Origin of the sequence: Pantoea sp. Fr+CA_20, assembly GCF_024520835.1 — a bacterium.
In the GTDB taxonomy this organism is placed as follows: domain Bacteria; phylum Pseudomonadota; class Gammaproteobacteria; order Enterobacterales; family Enterobacteriaceae; genus Pantoea; species Pantoea allii.
Genome location: NZ_JALNPN010000022.1, coordinates 14876 through 32317 on the forward strand (window position 1 = coordinate 14876; position 17442 = coordinate 32317).

At 51.0% G+C, this 17442-nt stretch carries 14 protein-coding genes; 5 read left to right on the top strand and 9 right to left on the bottom strand.

The features are described from left to right. Nucleotides 1-62: 62 nt before the first annotated feature. Entirely contained in the window at nt 63-1541 is a 1479-nt protein-coding gene (locus tag NR177_RS20245; protein WP_063877309.1) for a SulP family inorganic anion transporter, read from the bottom strand. Between the two features lie 466 nt (nt 1542-2007). Then, complete coding sequence (locus tag NR177_RS20250; RefSeq protein ID WP_109716874.1) at nt 2008-3552, bottom strand: methyl-accepting chemotaxis protein; 1545 nt, start codon at nt 3550-3552, stop codon at nt 2008-2010. Nucleotides 3553-4562: 1010 nt separating this feature from the next. On the opposite strand from NR177_RS20250, the gene NR177_RS20255 reads away from it, so the two are divergent. The 3 genes from NR177_RS20255 (at nt 4563) to NR177_RS20265 (ending at nt 7401) form a co-directional block, all read left to right on the top strand. After that, entirely contained in the window at nt 4563-6491 is a 1929-nt protein-coding gene (locus tag NR177_RS20255) for a methyl-accepting chemotaxis protein (RefSeq protein WP_256853490.1), read from the top strand. Between the two features lie 323 nt (nt 6492-6814). After that, the gene (locus NR177_RS20260) at nt 6815-7075 is read left to right on the top strand and encodes a hypothetical protein (RefSeq protein WP_063877312.1); all 261 of its coding nucleotides are present in this window, start codon (nt 6815-6817) and stop codon (nt 7073-7075) included. 128 nt (nt 7076-7203) lie between these two features. Beyond that, nucleotides 7204-7401, top strand: a complete 198-nt coding sequence (locus tag NR177_RS20265; protein ID WP_109716871.1) for a hypothetical protein — start codon at nt 7204-7206, stop codon at nt 7399-7401. Between the two features lie 106 nt (nt 7402-7507). Here the strand turns inward: NR177_RS20265 and NR177_RS20270 are convergent, their stop codons facing one another. The 4 genes from NR177_RS20270 to NR177_RS20285 all read right to left on the bottom strand — a co-directional run bounded on the left by NR177_RS20270 (nt 7508) and on the right by NR177_RS20285 (nt 9148). Further along, the gene (locus NR177_RS20270; RefSeq protein ID WP_063877314.1) at nt 7508-7780 is read right to left on the bottom strand and encodes a biofilm development regulator YmgB/AriR family protein; all 273 of its coding nucleotides are present in this window, start codon (nt 7778-7780) and stop codon (nt 7508-7510) included. Nucleotides 7781-7930: 150 nt separating this feature from the next. After that, a complete protein-coding gene (locus NR177_RS20275; RefSeq protein ID WP_109716870.1) occupies nt 7931-8200 on the bottom strand; it encodes a hypothetical protein in 270 nt (89 codons plus the stop codon). A gap of 142 nt (nt 8201-8342) precedes the next feature. Continuing rightward, entirely contained in the window at nt 8343-8582 is a 240-nt protein-coding gene (gene ycgZ, locus NR177_RS20280) for a regulatory protein YcgZ (RefSeq protein ID WP_256853491.1), read from the bottom strand. A 257-nt stretch (nt 8583-8839) separates the two neighbouring features. After that, a complete protein-coding gene (locus NR177_RS20285) occupies nt 8840-9148 on the bottom strand; it encodes a hypothetical protein (protein ID WP_063881032.1) in 309 nt (102 codons plus the stop codon). Between the two features lie 725 nt (nt 9149-9873). Between NR177_RS20285 and NR177_RS20290 the strand changes: the two genes are divergently transcribed. Next, entirely contained in the window at nt 9874-10116 is a 243-nt protein-coding gene (locus NR177_RS20290; protein ID WP_063877317.1) for a hypothetical protein, read from the top strand. Nucleotides 10117-10758: 642 nt separating this feature from the next. On the opposite strand, the gene NR177_RS20295 is transcribed toward NR177_RS20290, so the two are convergent. The 3 genes from NR177_RS20295 to NR177_RS20305 form a co-directional block, all read right to left on the bottom strand. After that, nucleotides 10759-12933, bottom strand: a complete 2175-nt coding sequence (locus NR177_RS20295; protein ID WP_096011198.1) for a bifunctional diguanylate cyclase/phosphodiesterase — start codon at nt 12931-12933, stop codon at nt 10759-10761. A 245-nt stretch (nt 12934-13178) separates the two neighbouring features. Next, a complete protein-coding gene (locus NR177_RS20300) occupies nt 13179-13418 on the bottom strand; it encodes a hypothetical protein (RefSeq protein ID WP_096011199.1) in 240 nt (79 codons plus the stop codon). Between the two features lie 423 nt (nt 13419-13841). After that, nucleotides 13842-15305, bottom strand: a complete 1464-nt coding sequence (locus tag NR177_RS20305; protein WP_109716868.1) for a methyl-accepting chemotaxis protein — start codon at nt 15303-15305, stop codon at nt 13842-13844. 344 nt (nt 15306-15649) lie between these two features. On the opposite strand from NR177_RS20305, the gene NR177_RS20310 reads away from it, so the two are divergent. Continuing rightward, on the top strand, nt 15650-17431 hold the full coding sequence (locus NR177_RS20310; RefSeq protein WP_109716867.1) for an EAL domain-containing protein: 1782 nt from the start codon (nt 15650-15652) through the stop codon (nt 17429-17431). Nucleotides 17432-17442: the final 11 nt, after the last annotated feature.

The following is a 17442-nucleotide window of genomic DNA, read 5'->3' on the forward strand; positions in this document are numbered from 1 at the left end:
GCAACATAGCGCTTGCCGAGACGCGTCAGGATGAGCGGGCCTGAGCATCAGGCCCGGAACGGTTAATGCCCGCCAAAGACTTTTTCAACTTCTTCGGGTTTATCGTGTACGCCAAAGCGATCGACAACGGTTTGTGTCGCAGCGTTCATGCCACGAATGTCTACATCTGCCCCAGCGCGGCGAAATTTAACCACCACGCGATCAAGCGCATTCACAGAGGTGATGTCCCAGAAATGAGCATGGGTGACGTCAATCACCACCTTTTCCAGCGTCTCCTGAACGTCAAAACAGCGGACAAAGCGATCGGCGGAGGCGAAAAACACCTGCCCGGTGACGGTATAGTGACGGCACTCGCCTGTTCGCACTGAACTGACCGCCATAAAGCGCGCCACTTTGGTGGCAAAATTTAATGCCGCAATCAGCACGCCCACGATGACGCCAAATGCAAGATTGTGGGTAAAAACCACCACTAACACGGTGGCGATCATCACCACGCTGCTTGAGAGAGGATGGGTGCGCAAATTCGCCACCGACCGCCAGGAAAAGGTGCCGACAGAAACCATGATCATCACCGCAACCAGGGCCGCCATCGGGATCTGAGAGACCCACTGGCGCAGGAACACCACCATCACCAGCAACGTAATGCCGGCAGTCAGCGTGGAAAGCCTTCCGCGCCCGCCTGATTTTACATTGATCACCGACTGACCAATCATCGCGCAACCGGCCATCCCGCCCATAAAAGAGGTGCAAATGTTGGCAATCCCCTGCCCTTTGCATTCCCGGTTTTTGTCGCCCGTGGTGTCGGTCATGTCATCAATGATGGTTGCCGTCATCATCGACTCCAGTAATCCCACGATGGCAAGGCCTGCGGAGTACGGCAAAATAATCAGCAAGGTATTCAGGTTAAAAGGCACATCGGGCAGCAGAAAAACCGGCAGGCTGTCAGGCAGCTTGCCCATATCGCCCACGGTGCGGACATCCAGATGCAGCAGCAGTGAGGCCGCGGTCAGTATCACAATACAGATCAGCGGAGAAGGCAGGGTTTTATCGACCAGGGGATACAGATAAATAATCGCCAGGCCCGCAGCGGTGAGCGCATAAACATGCCAGCTTACATGGGTAAGCTCCGGCAACTGGGCCAGAAAAATCAGAATGGCCAGCGCATTAACGAAGCCCGTGACCACCGAGCGCGACACATAGCGCATCAGGTTTCCGAGTTTGCAATAACCCGCAATCACCTGAAGTACGCCGGTGAGCAACGACGCCGCCAGCAAATACGCCAGCCCATGCTCTTTAACCAGCGTAACCATAAGCAGCGCCATCGCACCGGTGGACGAAGAAATCATCGCCGGACGCCCGCCAAAAAAGGCGATAACCACCGGGATACAGAATGCGGAATAGAGACCGACCTGGGGATCGACACCGGCGATGGCAGAAAAGGCGATCGCTTCAGGAATCAGCGCGAGCGCGACAACAATACCGGCCAGTACGTCACCACGGACGTTCCCCAGCCAGTCCTTTCTCGTCGAGGACAGCAACATAGTTTTTTCTCAAATTTTGGATGCAGTTAACCCATAAGGGCAGATTTCAGACAGACAGAATCACATCCACAGACGGGATGTTAGTGATGCGCGTCCGGACAGCTTCAGGACGGCAAAGGAGGGGGAAAACTCAGGGTGGCGTAATACGCATAACGATTAAAAACTCCTTATCAGCATGGGCTGGCTGCAGCAAGGATCTGCAGTCACATTGCCATCAGTCATGTCAGGCAATGCCCCGTTCAGGGAGATACTCTACACAAAAAATCACCCGCACTGAAAGCCAAAATTTGCCTTAACGCCGGAAAAACACGGGTAAGCCGCAGGTAAAATTCCCGATAAGCCGTTGTAAAAATAATGTTTATTAATGTTGAAAACGGTGCCTGCCACAGGGCCATTTTCATCGACAAGGCAAAGCAAGGCATGAGTGAGCGGTTAGTCTGAGGTGACAAACCGCTCTGACGCGCAGCTACACCCTGAAGGCTTCAACCATCCCACGTAACGAATGTGCCTGTTCAGACAGGGATTGCGAAGCAGATGAAGACTCTTCAACCAGCGCGGCGTTGTTCTGGGTGACGCCATCCATCTGACTGACGGCAATACTGACCTGAGAAATCCCCTGCATCTGCTCCGACGAGGCCATTGAAATCTCGTCCATTGCCCCCGCAAGCTCGTTCACCATGCCAACGACTTTTAATATGCTTTCTCCGGTGCCCGCCGCCACATGCACGCCGCTGTCCACCTGCTCTACGGCGCGTTCGATAAGTTCCTTGATCTCTTTTGCTGCGGTGGCACTGCGCTGCGCCAGTGTTCTGACCTCGCCTGCAACAACGGCAAACCCGCGCCCTTCTTCACCCGCACGGGCGGCTTCAACCGCTGCGTTTAACGCCAAAATATTGGTCTGAAACGCGATGCTTTCAATCACACCCGTGATGTCGCGAACTTTGGTCGCGCTGAGCGCGATTTCATTCATGGTGTGGGACATTAACTGCACTTCTGACTCACCGGTGCGGGCCAGCATCGCTGCATCTCTGGCCACGGTAGCGGTATGTTGAGCGCTGGCGGTGTTACTTTTCACCGTCGCAGTAAGCTGTTCCATACTGGCCGCCGTTTCCTGCAGGGCGGCGGCCTGCTGTTCGGTGCGTGATGACAGTTCAGTGTTGCCCTGTGCAATTTCGTCGGAGGCGGATGCTACCGATCCCGCCGATTCTTTAATTTGCGTAACCAGGCTTCGCAGGCTGGTTTGCATGTTCGCGAGTGAGGCCAGCAGGCTGGTGGAATCATTATGGCGCAAGGTGACCGGGGCCGTGAGATCACCACTGGCAATGGCGGCAGACAGCGCCTGCGCCTGCGCGGGTTCGCCGCCCAACTGACGCATTAACACGCGGGTGATGATGTAACCCGCCGCCACGGAAACCGCAACGGAAAGCGAGGCAAGGATCATTAAAATCAACGTTGCTTTGCGGACGTTCTGACTGGTGCTTTCCACCGACTGCTCACTGTCCTCCATTTGAATATTGGTCATCTCCTTTAACGCGTCCAGCAACTGGCCCTGCAACGGCCTGACGGTTTTAATGAGATAGGTTACCGATTCCTGCTGTTTGTTTTGCAACCCCAGCTGTCCCGCGTGCTCCAGGGCCGCCAGAACAGGGCCTTCGCTGCTCACGATTTTATCGAAGGCTTCTCTGGCCTGCGGGGTTGAATCTTTTGCGACCATTGCGGCAAGCCGCTCCCGGTTATCGATATAGCGGGCTTTTTGCGTAACGATGCGCTGCCATTCTTTTTGCATCTGATCGGCTTCGTTGAGTAGTGCAAGGTTACGCACAATCACCGCCATATCGCGTAACCCACCGTACATATCCATACCCAGACGGTATTTCTTCATTTTGACATTGACGGCATCATCCATGCCGTCACGGGCATTATTCAGGCCAGTGTAGGCCACCGATGTGCATATAATAAACAGCGTAATTAACAGCCCAAAGCTGATAGTCAGGCGCGTAGAGATTTTCATTTGGAGTCCCTGTTTATGGTGAAAAACAGGTATCGGTTAAATTAAAAAAAACCCCAGTAAAAAAAGCATTAATAATAATTATAGAATAACAACCCACTGATAATTATGATTTTTTCTTAATTTATAAAAAAGTTTGACGGATGTGATTTTATAAACTAATAAGATGTAATAAATAAACATATTTACAAACAACAAATTTATTAAAAATAGTTTACCCGCATGCTTTCAGTGCAGAAAAAATAATATCAAACTCATTTCTGCAGCATAATCGTTCGGTTTGCCGCGCTCATTACCGCGATTTGCACTGCCGGTGGCGTATGAACGGTCAGGTAGCACCTCAGCACCGCAGGATGTCGTACCAGCAAAAGAGGAAGATAAGCCCGCATCAGCACATGAAAACGGCAGGCTCTGTTGACCCCACGGTATCATCTTACCTAAGCGTTATGGCACAGGTTGTTATTGTTGGGTCGGCCCACAAGGTAAAGGGCTCGCAGGGTACCAGCCGTGCGTCACGCCTCTCTTTTGACGGTAGAGAGACGAACGTAACGTGTTATCACTTTAATTTTTGCGTGGGCGCATGCTAGCATGCTTTATAAATATTACCTTGAAATACACGCTGTAATTAAACGCGCGCATTATCGGCGTGGCTTATTAAAACTTTAATATTTTTTATTTTTTTAGATCGCCAAGCGTATTTATAAATCACCACCAACCCAATACCTATTTATGATTAGTAGAATAACGCTGATAAAAACCGTTAATTTGGCTTAACCCCATCCAAAAGAAAATATTGTGCATTTCGATCATGGAAAATAACACAACGCATTCTATAATACTCTTCACTATGGAAAGTAGAATCTCCCCCGCGTGTTTAAACAGGCACATTACGCCTGCTTTTTATACGCAAAGCCATGATAAATATGCATTCTTGTATCAGATTATAAAAAGACTAAAAAAATAATTTTTGATGATCTTCATCAAAAGACACCATTTCACCTGGAATTCAATAAATGAAAAATATTCTCGATAAAATCAGTCTACCGACAAAATTCCTGATACTGGGAATTTTTGCCTTGGTTTTATTTGCCTTACCAACCTATTTATTTATCCAGACGGGTAATCAAGCCATTGATGCTAAGAAACAAGAGCTGCAGGGCGTACCGGTCGAAAAAGAGATCCTGACTTTACTTAACCTGATTCAGCGTCACCGCGCTGAAAGTGCTATTGCTATTTCACTGAATAAATATGATAACGCCCCACGCCTGGAACTTGCCGCTCAGATAGATGCGCAGACTACGAAAATCGCCGCTGAGTTACATCAGTATGATACTCATGCCCAGCCGACACAGCGTTTTGATGAGGTCAAAACAGCCTGGTCGCAGCTTCAGCAAGACGTCTCGTCTGGCAAACTGACACTCGCCACCAGTCTGTCACGCCATGCTCAGGTGATTCAGAACTTACTGGACACTAATCAAGATATTCTGGATCTGTATGGCCTTTCTTTAGATGCAGACCTGAATACTTATCAACTTATTATGAGTATATATGGCAGGTTGCCTGAGTTAACCGAAACCCTCGGACGCATCAGGGCCGCGGGGACATCCGTGATTGCAGCGGGTGATAAAGCAGCAGAATCCGCACGCGGTGCTATGGAATACCAGATTGACGGTGGCAAAGCGGCGCTGGAAAAATTCAGCAACGTGTTGAATAAAGCGTTTGCCGTCGAGCCGGATTTAAAATCGGAATTCAGCCCAATTGCCATTGATGCCTATCAGCGTTCAGCGAACGTCCTTAACATGGCCGATGGCGTGTTTATTGCAAAAAATGTTCAAATTACCCCAGTAGAGTATGTAAAAGAGTTTACCCAGGCCATCAACACCTATAACGATCTTGGCGTTAAACTGAGCCTGCAACTGGGTAAAACACTTAACGACCAAATCGATCAGCGTCGTCAGTCACAATATATCTTGTTGGGCGCACTGCTGGCCGTTGCGTTACTGGCAATATTTGTGGCGATGATGATTAGTCGTTCCGTTACCCGCCCGGTTAAAGAAGCCGTTTCGCTTGCCAGTAAAGTGGCTGCAGGTGATTTAACAACTGCGATAACCGTGTCGGGTAAAAATGAGATTGCTGAATTACTGAATGCGCTGGCACAAATGCAGCAGCGTCTTTCTCATCTGGTGTCGAATATCAAAAATAACGCGTCAACCATTGCACATTCCTCTGAAGAAATTGCGATGGGTAATAACGATCTGTCTTCCCGCACTGAAGAGCAGGCGGCTTCACTGGCAGAAACGGCCGCCAGCATGGAACAGCTTTCTTCAATCATTAAGCAGAATGCGGATAACACGCGCTACGCGTCTGATATGGCGGTATCCGCAACCAGCGCTGCCCTGAAGAGCGGCGAAGCGATGACCTCCGTTATGGCGACAATGCAGAAAATTCGCAGCAGTTCAGGACAAATCGAAGAAATCACATCGGTGATCGACAGTATTGCCTTCCAGACAAATATCCTGGCGCTCAACGCGGCTGTTGAAGCCGCGCGCGCGGGCGAACTGGGCAAAGGTTTTGCCGTCGTCGCCGCTGAGGTGCGGGCGCTTGCACAGCGTTCTGCCAGCGCAGCGAAAGAGATTAAAGGCTTGATCGAGCAGTCCGTTGTGCAATCGAATGAAGGTTTAACGCTGGCGCAGGACGCAGGCAGCAAAGTGAAACAAAGTGTTGAGGCGATTGAACAAACCTCCCAGTTGATCCGCGATATTTCATCGTCTTCTGAAGAGCAAAGCAGCGGCGTGAGCCAGATTAATATTGCGGTCAATCAGATGGATCAGGTGACACAGCAAAACGCCGTTCTGGTTGAACAGTCAGCCTCTTCTGCGGATGAACTGGCAAAACGAGCCGGTGATTTGCGCGATATGGTGTCTGTATTCCGTACGGCTTAAAGGCGTCGCTCTGTACACTGCCGCCCGCGTTTTACCCACGCGCGGGCGATTTGCTTACCATTGCCCGGCCGAGTCCGGGCAAATTTTATCGACAGAAATACGCAAATCGCACAGATGATGAATTGAATGATAACCGAAAGAAACTTATTCTGTTGGCCGTAAAAAACACAAGACCAGTCAACGGTGAGCCTGCCGCGCATTAACATCAGGGGAACGGCGTCGTCACAGTCGGGTCGGTGGATTCTCATTTTGATGCTGAGCACCTATCCGCCGGGCTAACCTGTGCTAACCTTGCGGTCTCAGAATCGCCATTCGGGGAGAATATGAATAACGTTTTTGACGAAAAAATGACGGATATCATCATCGGTGAGATGGTGACGCAGCTACTGAATGAGGATGCGGCTATTTCCTGGAGCATTCTCCTTGAGAGGCTGCAGCAGTTTCTGGATACCGAGCAGGATGAAGTCAGGCTTCGTGCAGCCTTGCGGGCCATGGAGGAGATACGCGTAGAAATGTTTTCCCATCAGTCTGAAAACAACAGTTCCGTTGAAACCAACGTCACTCACCTTCATCACCTTCACTAAGTCTTGCGCGACGCGACGGATGCCCCTTTTAGCCGTCGTGCGTCGTGCGCCCGATCAGATGCCATTAACGTTACCAACATGATTACAGCGCTAACCCAGCAGCCCCTTCTCCGGCTGACAGAGGTCAGATGAGCGACGACACCGCATCTGAAGATATCTACACCGTTATTGGCAGGATAGTCGCCCGTCTGCTTAAACCGGATGGCGAAGTCCATCTGCAGGATATACTGCGTTCGCTGCACAACTTCAGTGAGCAAAGCACAGAGCACGATGAAAAGAGAGCGTGCCAGGAGGCGATTCGCTTGCTCTCAAAACAGCTTCACTGATTTTTAATTACTGCCCTTACCTACTGGGGATGCCGGGCAGTCACTGTCGCAAACCCGGCTCTCAACATCGCTGTTTCACGTAGGTCTTCCCTGCGGTGAAAGGCGTTTATGGCTGTTCGTCTGAAGGTGTCCGCCCTACCACGATCTCCAGACAGCTACGAAGCACATCCAGTTGTACAACGTCTTCTGTACACTCCAGTTCGGCGATTAAACTGATAATAATGGCTTTGCTGGTGACTTTTTGCCCGTGGATGACAATATTACGAATCACTGCATCCAGCACTGCACTTTCAGCCTGAAGTTTGTCGCCCGCACTGCGAAAGAGGCGCATAATTTCCACTTCAGTCGTGCTTTGCTGAATGTCGATGTTGTTCTGCATGATGAGTCTTCTTATCAGTCTCAGTTTAGGGTGAACACATCATAACCCTCGCCAGTTGGACGAAGTGGGGATGTGCTTGTCCTGAGTAGTCTTTATTGAAACTACTCTTGGGTAAGTAACAGGTTTTTTATGAGAAGGGATCAGCCATCATCAATGCTTGCGGCGACTGTCAGAAACGCTCTGACCAAATGCCAGAACGGCAGACTCCATCGGATCGCGCGCAGAAGCAAATTCACTTCGCACTTCAGCAAGCGCGATCTCAATCGCCTCGCGCCGTGCTGCATTTGCTTCATTTACCAGCATAGACTTCAGTCTGTTAGCGAGCGTGGCACCACTGATTTTGTCATTACTGTCCAGTAGCGCAGTCACCGCCTCGCCCATCACTATCTCGGTGAGTTTCTCAAGTTTATCTTTCTGCATACCCGCATCTCTGATGACATTGTGCCCTCTAAAAACGGGCAACCCAGCCTCAAACGCTCAGGCCTCTAATGACCTGCTTTTTTGGCCGTTCAGATTAATGCTGCGGGACGTTGTAATCGGTTAACGCAACGCGGCACTCATTTCAGCGGTCAAAAAGCATGCCGATAAGTTTTTGATAATGCTGCTCTTCCTGCGGGCCCGCCGACTGGCTGAGGCGACGGATAAGCGAGCTGCAGATGGCCTTACGATTCAGGCTCTTACCGGCGTGCAGTATCTCAAGAATAACCTGACCCAGTGTTTCTTTTTCAGAAGGCTGCGTGTCGTTGCCAAAATAACGGGCAATATCACGTACGGTGTTCGACGTAGTTTCGTTCTGACGCATGTTAAACCTCCAGATGTGAAAGTGAGTAAACTCTAACCAAGACTTGGTCACTAAACTTATACAACATCTGGAAAATTGTACAGGAATTCCGGGTGCCCGCCGCACGCCGAATGGTGCAAAAAGTGCTATGCCATTTATAACAGTCACTTGCGTGAGTATCAGATCCTTAACTTTTTTGCCCCGCATCCATCCTGACGCCGATCTTGTACATGACGAGGTGAAATCGTTGCCCCCTTTGTACACCTTTGCTCACCACGTTATCTGTCTTCGTCTTCTTCAGGCCTGAGACGAATCACATTTTCATGCGGCTTACCGCTTTCGTCCTGGCTCGCGGCCATCAGCCAACGCAGTCCTGAATCTGAACGCACCTGCGACAGCCTGAACTGTTTCAGCCAGTGGCGGGCATCACAAATTTCCGCCAACCTACTGTCTCGGGTTTCCTCTTCCGCCATCTGGTTAAGTTCTGCGATAAGCGTATCGATACTTATTTCTCTGTCACCGAGAGCAAGGCTGACCACGGCTTCGCCAAGAATAAGATGACCTTTCTCATCGTCGTGAAATAACACGTTCTCCTCCTCACATAACAGATTAATTATGGCTATATCATTTATTTTAGTGGTGACATGACAGATGACAAAAATATTTCCTGACAGCCCCAGGATTATTCCATCCACCTGAATATCTTACCTTTGAGATGCATTTTTTAACTTTATGAAAAATAAAAAATTTATAGTTTTAAATTTTAATAAACATCACGAAATAGAATAATCTTAAACAGGATCTGGTCAGGGCTTACCGTGCCAGCGCCGATGCCAGAAGGCTTCGCAGGGCATCTGTCGTTCTGTCTCCGCCTGGGCAGGCTCGGTTCTGTATTGTAGCCTGCCCTGCTTTATTATTTTCGCCAGACAACCTCTTTGATACCGATATAAAACGCCAGATAACCCGAAAAATATAACCCTACAGAGTATGCGCGTTAGTGTTTCAACGGACAGAAGCATGATGAAAATCGCCAAAAATACCTGGCCTGCTGACGGGCCTGTTTTTTTTAGCCTGTGAAGTGGCGGGAGAATTAAGGAGACACAACAGCTCGCCAGCCAGCCGATATATTCGCCATGTTAAGGCTGAGGGTTTGTCTTGATTTGGGATCGCCGTCGCCACGCCGCGCATCAAAAAAAGTAAGCCAGGCGGCTCCTGTTTTTCTTTTCAGCGGGATCGGTAATTCTCCTGTACAGCGGTCCCCAGGATCGGTTAAGTTGCGCACAACTCTTTCTACTTTGTTCTAAGGAACACTATGCGCCAGGGCAGTTTGCCACCTGCGGAAAAAACTAACGGTCTGGCACACTATTTCAACAAGATTGATCATCCACGCCAGCTTGAAACCCTGGGGCGGATAGCCGTTGAAATACTTCGCGAGAATAAGCCCGTCAGTCGACGCATCATCTGTCTGAAGCTTATCGGTTGTCTTGAAAAAGCCACCAGTGAAGATGACAGGTTGCACTATCGTGGACTTCTGACCCTGCTGTTCAGTCAGTAACGTTGAAAAACCCCGCTTTTGATCAATCAGCACGCCGGTTATACCGCGTCTGCCTGACTCTGACCTTCGCTCAACATCACATCTGAACCTGACTTCAACGCCGTAGCGCCCTGCTGCCAGGCCTGGTGCGATGGTTGACGTCCCGGACAGGTGCATCCTATCCATGCTGCCAGCCAATGCCTTCTCGCTATCAGAGAAGCCGTTTTTTTGCTGTAACACCGATAAAAAAATGCCCGCACCTCGTTAAAGGGTCGGGCCGGAGTTCTCAGGGAAATCCTAAATGACTTCCAAACAGCGTTATCAAATTAGTTCACCATCTGGATTGTCGCCAGTCGGAATCAGATAATTTTTCTTCATACCTGAAACAGGTCTCTAATTTTTTGCTGATATGTGCCGTTTGAACGCTCAAAACCCGTTATACATCACACTTTTGCAAAGTCTTCTCGACCTCGCTCAATGTTCTGTTCAGGGCGTCGATAACAGTATTGTGAGTTGATTATCACAATGATTGTCCTGACCAAACGTTGCTTACTTCGGCACCTTTCACGGTGCCGTTTTTTTTGCCGCTATGATGCCGGGAAAGGGTAAGCCTGGTGAGCAATGCTATGGCGAGGTTGTCATATCCCCTCGCCACCCTGCCAGTTAATGCGAAGGCGTAAGATAGAGGGTTTCAAACCGTGATGCGCTAACAGGGGAACCGGTTTGGTTGCCTTGCAAAATATCGCATGCTGCCGCGCAAATGAACTCGTGCTGGGCGCGGTTCTCAACGCCTTCTGCTGCTACGCTGATCCCCATATTTTTACCCAGTGACGCGATAGCGTTGATCAATAATCGGGCTTTGTTACTGTTCTCAAGCTGAACAGTAAGGGATTGATCAATTTTGAGTCCCGCGATGCAGCGATGCTGTAACAGGCTGAGCGAGGCAAGGCTGCGACCAAAGTGATCGATGATAAATAACGCCCCGGTAGCCTGAACGGCCTCTAACACCTGAGATGTACTTTCCCCCACATCGGTCAGCAGCGGTTCATCGACTTCGAGATCGATAAAGCCTGCATCTTCTCCGGCACACTGACGAATCACCTCTTCAAGTCCAGCTTCCATTAGCTGGCGCGGAAACAGGTTAATACTGACTCGCAGAGGCAGGTTTTGACTCCGCCATTGTTTAACCTGACTGACAGCAGACTGAATAATCCATGTTCCCAGGGTGATGGACAGTGGGCTTTTGATCAGCATATCGATGAACTCAGAGGGAAGCAGCAGGCCACGGGCCGGATGCATCCAGCGAACCAGCGCTTCACAGCCCATTAACTCGCCATTGAACACATCAAAACGCGGTTGATAATGCAGCACGAACTGCTGCTGGCGAACAGCGGCTTCCAGTTCACGTTCAAACCGACGTCGACCTAATTCAGCCTCGCGAAATTCAGGCTGAAACAGGACAGACTGCCCTTTGCCACTTGCTTTAGCCCGATACAGCGCCAAATCCGCAGCCGACATCACTGAAGACATATCACTTGCATGCAGGGGAAAGCTTGCCACACCGGTGCTTGCGCCGACCTCCACCGCAGAACCCATGTAATAAAAAGGTGTCTGGATAGCCGCAGTGAGCCGCTGGGCAATATCCATTGCGCCATCACAGCCACAGGGCAGTAAAACGATAAACTCGTCGCCCCCCAAACGGGCCGCTGCGATAGCGTGGGTGCAGACAGCGCGGATCTGCTCCGCCACATGGCAAAGCAAAGCGTCACCTGCCGCATGACCGCGCGTGTCGTTCACGTCTTTGAAGCTGTCCAAATCTGTCATCAGCAGCGTGTAAGGTACACCGGATTCCGTCAGCTTGCTGAGTTGCGTCATGAAGGCACTCCGGCTGGCAAGCCGGGTAAGCATATCCAGTGAGGCCAGTTCGCAGAGTCGCGCTTCGCTTTCATAGCGTAACGTCACATCCCGAATGATCATGCCAATATAGCGCTCAAAGCCCTCCTGCCAGCCCGAAAAAGAGACCTCCGCTGGAAACTCCTCGCCGTTGCATCGCTTGCCCCAAATCTGCAAGGTACGCGGCGTAGAGATCGCGCCCTCTTCATGTTCAAGTCGGTCAAGCTCATTACGGTAATCGGTCTGACAGCGTTCAGGGATCAGCCCGGCGACGTATTTACCGGCCATTTCGTCAGCGTCATAGCCAAACATTTTCGTCGCGGCAGGGTTCCAGAACGTAATACCACGGTTCAAATCAGTACAGATGATCGCGTCCGGTGAGGTTACCGATATGGCTTCGAGGCGCTGCTGGCTGGCATGGCGCAGAACCGCCATGCGATGAACTTCCATGCGGTCCATGACCAGTGCGGCCAGATCGGTCAGGTTGTGGCGATCCGTTGTGCTCATTGCGGGGCGGGGATGATTATCGGTCAGGCATAGCGTACCAATACGGTGCCCGTCTGGCGTAATCAGTGGGACGCCGGCATAAAACCGAATAAAGGGATAACCCAGCACCAACGGACTGTTAGAGAAACGGGGATCGTCGAGCGCATCGGGAACGCAAAGGATATCGTCGCTTTCCAGCGTGTGATGGCAGAACGCGACGCTTCGTGAGGTTTCCGTAATTTGCAGACCATAGCGAGACTTAAAAAACTGACGTTTCTCATCAATCAGCGACACGAAGGCCACCGGCACACAGAACAATCTGGCCGCCAGAATAGTCAGTCGATCAAAGGCTTCATTGGGCGGCGTGTCCATCAGTTGGTACTGGGCCAGCGCACGTATGCGTGCTTCTTCGGAGCCGCTTTCAGTTGAGTGCTTCAGAGTGTGTCCTCCTGAGGTCATATACTGTGGCCGGGCATCTCACAGTAAAAAGAGGACGCCTGCAATCAGACAGAACCAGGTAACGCGCAATACATCAACCTGAAGCCGCAACAAAGGTCCGCCTGTGCAGCAAAATGTCAGTTATCAGAGATCTGCACTGATAGCGACACCTGCTCTTACATAGTGCCCGGTATTGCAGTTATCGTCCGTTCAGGCCTGAACTTCATAGCCAGAGACGGCTTTACTCTGTCAAACGGTAAAAATCGCTATTTTTTGTCTTGCGGCACCAGTTCATAGTGAGGATGACGCCCTGCCAGCAGCAGCAGCAGTTCGTACTCCCCTTGACTCAGCAAGGCCACCTTCGCCGTAGCTTCTTTGGTCTGCCAGGCGCGCAAACTCAGATCAAAGCGTTCAGCGGCACCTTCCTGCGACAGGCCGGCAGCAATTCGCAGTTCACGAACATTATTCTGGACGGGCACGGGCCGTCGGACGATTGAATTTCCCAAACCAGGCTCCCTGTGGATGAAGTAGGGTAACAGTACGTCAGCCGATCAGTTCAGTGTCGGCTGAGACCTCTGTCTGCAACCGTTGCAGCACACCTTTCATAAGGATTTTTAATCTTATCTGCTGAAATGTCAAACCAGCGGCTTCGCCTGCTACGGGATTATTTGCCTGGAAAAAAAACGTCTGATCGGCAGCGCTTATTTTTTATTAAGCGAAGCGTCGTTATATTTAAATGACTCAAAGTTTTAGATTTTATTTTACGCTGCGTTTATGTAAGTAAATATTTATTAAGGATTAATGAATTTACGGGCAACAAAAAACCCCGCTTTAGCCGCGAGGTTTTAAAAAACACAGCAGGAAACGGGTCCGCCTGCTGCCTATAACCAGCCCATCAGTGCGTTTATATCTGATGAGACAGACGTCGATTATCTGCCAAACGCCACCCAGGCCTCATCGTCTTTGGTCGGTACAGATGCGATATGACGCTTTGCCGGGACGGGCTTAGCGACGACAACACTGGCCGCTGACGACGCGGGTAAGGTAAACCGGGTTATCACGCTGGTGAGCGTTTCCGTCTGGTTACTCATACTCTCTGCCGACGCCGAGATCTTCTGTACCAACGTACTGTTTTGCTGCGTCACGCGGTCAATCTCAGCCACGGCAAGCGTCACCTGAGAAATGCCCTTGCTTTGCTCTTCCGATGCCAGCGCGATCTGGCTGATGAGCTCGTTAACGCTGCCCACGCTGCGCAGCACCTCTTCCATCGTGCTTCCGGCGCTGTCAGCCGCACCGCGCCCTTCGCCGATGCGCGCTACCGTATTGCCAATTAACCCTTCAATCTCTTTCGCCGCTTCTGCGCTGCGCTGTGCCAGTGAGCGAACTTCACTGGCTACAACCGCAAAACCGCGTCCCTGCTCACCGGCACGTGCAGCTTCAACCGCCGCGTTGAGCGCCAGAATGTTGGTCTGGAACGCAATACCGTTGATGGTGGCAGTAAACTGGCGGATTTTCTCAGCGCCTTCGGCAAGCACACCCATAGCGGTCACCACGGTTTTCACCAACTGCTCACCTTTCTGGGTCGTCTGGGCGGTAACACTCGCCAGCTCACGCGCCTCACGACTGTTTTCAGCATTGTGGCGAACCGTCGCCGTAAGCTGCTCCATACTGGCCGCAGCCTCCTCCAGCGCCGCCGCCTGGGTGGCCGTTCTGTTCGACAGATCGGCATTGCCTTTTGCAATATCGCCCGCCTCAAAATGTAAAACGGACGCGTTATCACGAATAGCCTGGACGGTATTCAACAGACTTTGTTGCATTTCTTTTAATAAAGGAACCATTAGCCCGATACAATTCTTACCCAGGTCCTCGGGTTCACGTGTCAGATCACCATCAGCAATCACGCGGAAGTGCGCCCGCAGTTTTGCTACCGGCCGCACCAGATGGATGACAAGATAGCGATCGCAAAAAATGAGCAGCGCAGCGACCGCAGCGAGCGTAATCAGAAACAGATTCACCAGCCGCTGATGTTCCTCACGCAGCGGGGCCGCATTAGCAGAAAGCTGCTGCTCAAGCGCGGCGAGCCGTTCCTGAGCCGCCGCAGGGTAATCCTGAGGCGCGCTGGTCAGAGCGGTGCGATAACGTTGCCATTCATCACCCGCCGGTGCCTGAGAAGCAATGTCCGCATGGTTCGCCGTGGCGTTCGTCTGCACTTGCACACTGGCGCGGTTAAGGAAAATAAGCTGTTGAGTCAGGGCATTACTGCGGCTGGCTTCGCGGTCAATGTCGTTTATTATCCGTGAACCATACGCGCCGGCTAACGCAATAATCATTACGGCAGCGATAAGTATCCACAGAACAACGCGTCTAATCGTAAAATTTTTTAGAATATTCATGGTATTTCCCCGGTGTTGCGACGTAAAAAAAACACTTCAATAAAATATTCACATCTAATAGTTGCGGGCAAAACAATAGCGCGCTACTCTTCTGAGGTTATTGTGGCAGCGTTATTGAAAAAATAAAATTCAAAAATTGATTAAATGTTTGCATCGTTGATAACTGATAAATTCATTAAAGAAAATAAAAAGAGACAGAAATCCAAATCACGCCTATTATTCAGCGAGAAAAAAAAACTATTTTAATTTTCCTTTCGCTGAATCTGGCCTTGTTCCGGTGCTTTTTATCCGCCACTTTTTCTTTTTAATTTCGCGCCGTGAGCAATCCGGGGCGGAGGACACACATGCTTATGAATCTCGACGGTGATCATGAACGCCGCACTCGTGCCCTTGAGGCCCTTCGCTACCCCGATGAAAGTCGGGATGATGTGCTGAGAAAATTTGTCAGGCTTGCCAGTCAGGCACTGAGCATTCCCGGAAGCTTTATTTCGGTTATTGATGATGAATTTCAGTATATTCGTGCTGCGCACAATTTTAAGCTGGAGCGTTCCTCCCGCGAGGACTCGCTATGTCGCTATGCCGTGGACAGCGATTCTCCGGTGGTCGTGCCGGATACGTACCTCGACAGCCGATTCGCGCAACATCCCCTGATCATTGGTGCGCCCTTTATTCGTTTTTATGCGGGTGTGCCGCTTAAAAACCGCGACGGCATCAATTTGGGCACGCTGTGCGTGACAGATATTCAGCCTCATCCTTTTACGCCTGCACAAATCACCACGCTGACGCTACTGTCGTCGTTGGTCATGTCTTTTCTGGAAGCATGGCACTCGGCAGGATTTATCGATCCGGTGACAAATCTGCCGAATCGCCAGCGCCTGATCCGCGACATGCATTATCTGACGGCTGCCGGTGACACCACATTGCGTCGCCTGGTGCTGATTGACTGTATTGATATGCCACGCGCCTATGAACTGGCGCGCTCAATGGGCATGAGTCCTGTTGAAAGCCTGCTTAAAGATGTGGCGACGCTGCTGCCATTGCGGCTGCGCCCCGCTGCCAGCGATATTCTTTATACCGTTGCAACCGGACGATTTGCCGTGCTGACCCGTGCGGACAGCCGCATCAGTGCAAACTGGGTGGCCTGCCAGATGGAGGGCATCAGTGCGGACCTGGGGGAAGGCTTGTCGGTGGCGCTGAGTACCCATACCGGTGAAGTCGATTTTGTCTCCGGTATCTTTCCTCCCCAGGAAACGTTACGTCAGGCGGTCAGTGCCTTACATGAAGCGATCGATCGCGGATTACCCTCTTTGCGCTTTAGCGAAGCCACAGACAGCAGGCGTACCCAGGACTTCACGCTGGTGAACGATCTGGCGAGAGCGCTTCGGGAAAATAATGGGCTGTATCTGGTTTACCAGCCCAAAATTTGCCTGCAAAGCGGCAAACCTATCGGGCTTGAGGCGCTGATTCGCTGGCGCCATCCTGTGCAAGGTGAACTCGCACCCGCGACGTTTATCCCGCTTGCCGAGCAGACGGAGATCCTTACGGCCCTTACCACATGGGTGATAGATAGCGTGATCGCGCGTCTGAAACGTCTGCGGAACAGCTGCATCCAGCTGCCAATTACGATTAACGTGAGTGAGCGTGATTTCTCGATTGATGGCTTTGCAGACGTGCTGGAAGAGAAGATGCTGAGGGCAAAACTGCCGACCTCGCTGTTGGGGATCGAATGCCTTGAAACAGAACGCATCGTGGAGAGCCCTTCCGCTATGCGCGGGCTTGAAATGCTGAAACTGCGCGGCTTCGGCATTTCCCTTGATGATTTCGGCACGGGCTACAGCAATATCAGCTATCTTCGCCGTATGCCGCTGGATGTGATTAAGCTGGACCGGTCACTGATCAGTGAGCTGTCGTCGGATACGGCTTCACGCATCATCGCCCGCAATATTATCGCAATGCTTAAAGAGCTGGATTATGTGGTGTTGGCCGAAGGCGTGGAATGCGTCGATACCGTCGAGGCATTGACGGAATATGGCTGCGACCAGGCGCAGGGCTTTTTCTACTCCCGACCGCTGGCAGACAGCGAACTGGATCACTGGCTGCACTGGAAAATGCGTGAGATGTGCTGAGAGACCGCATC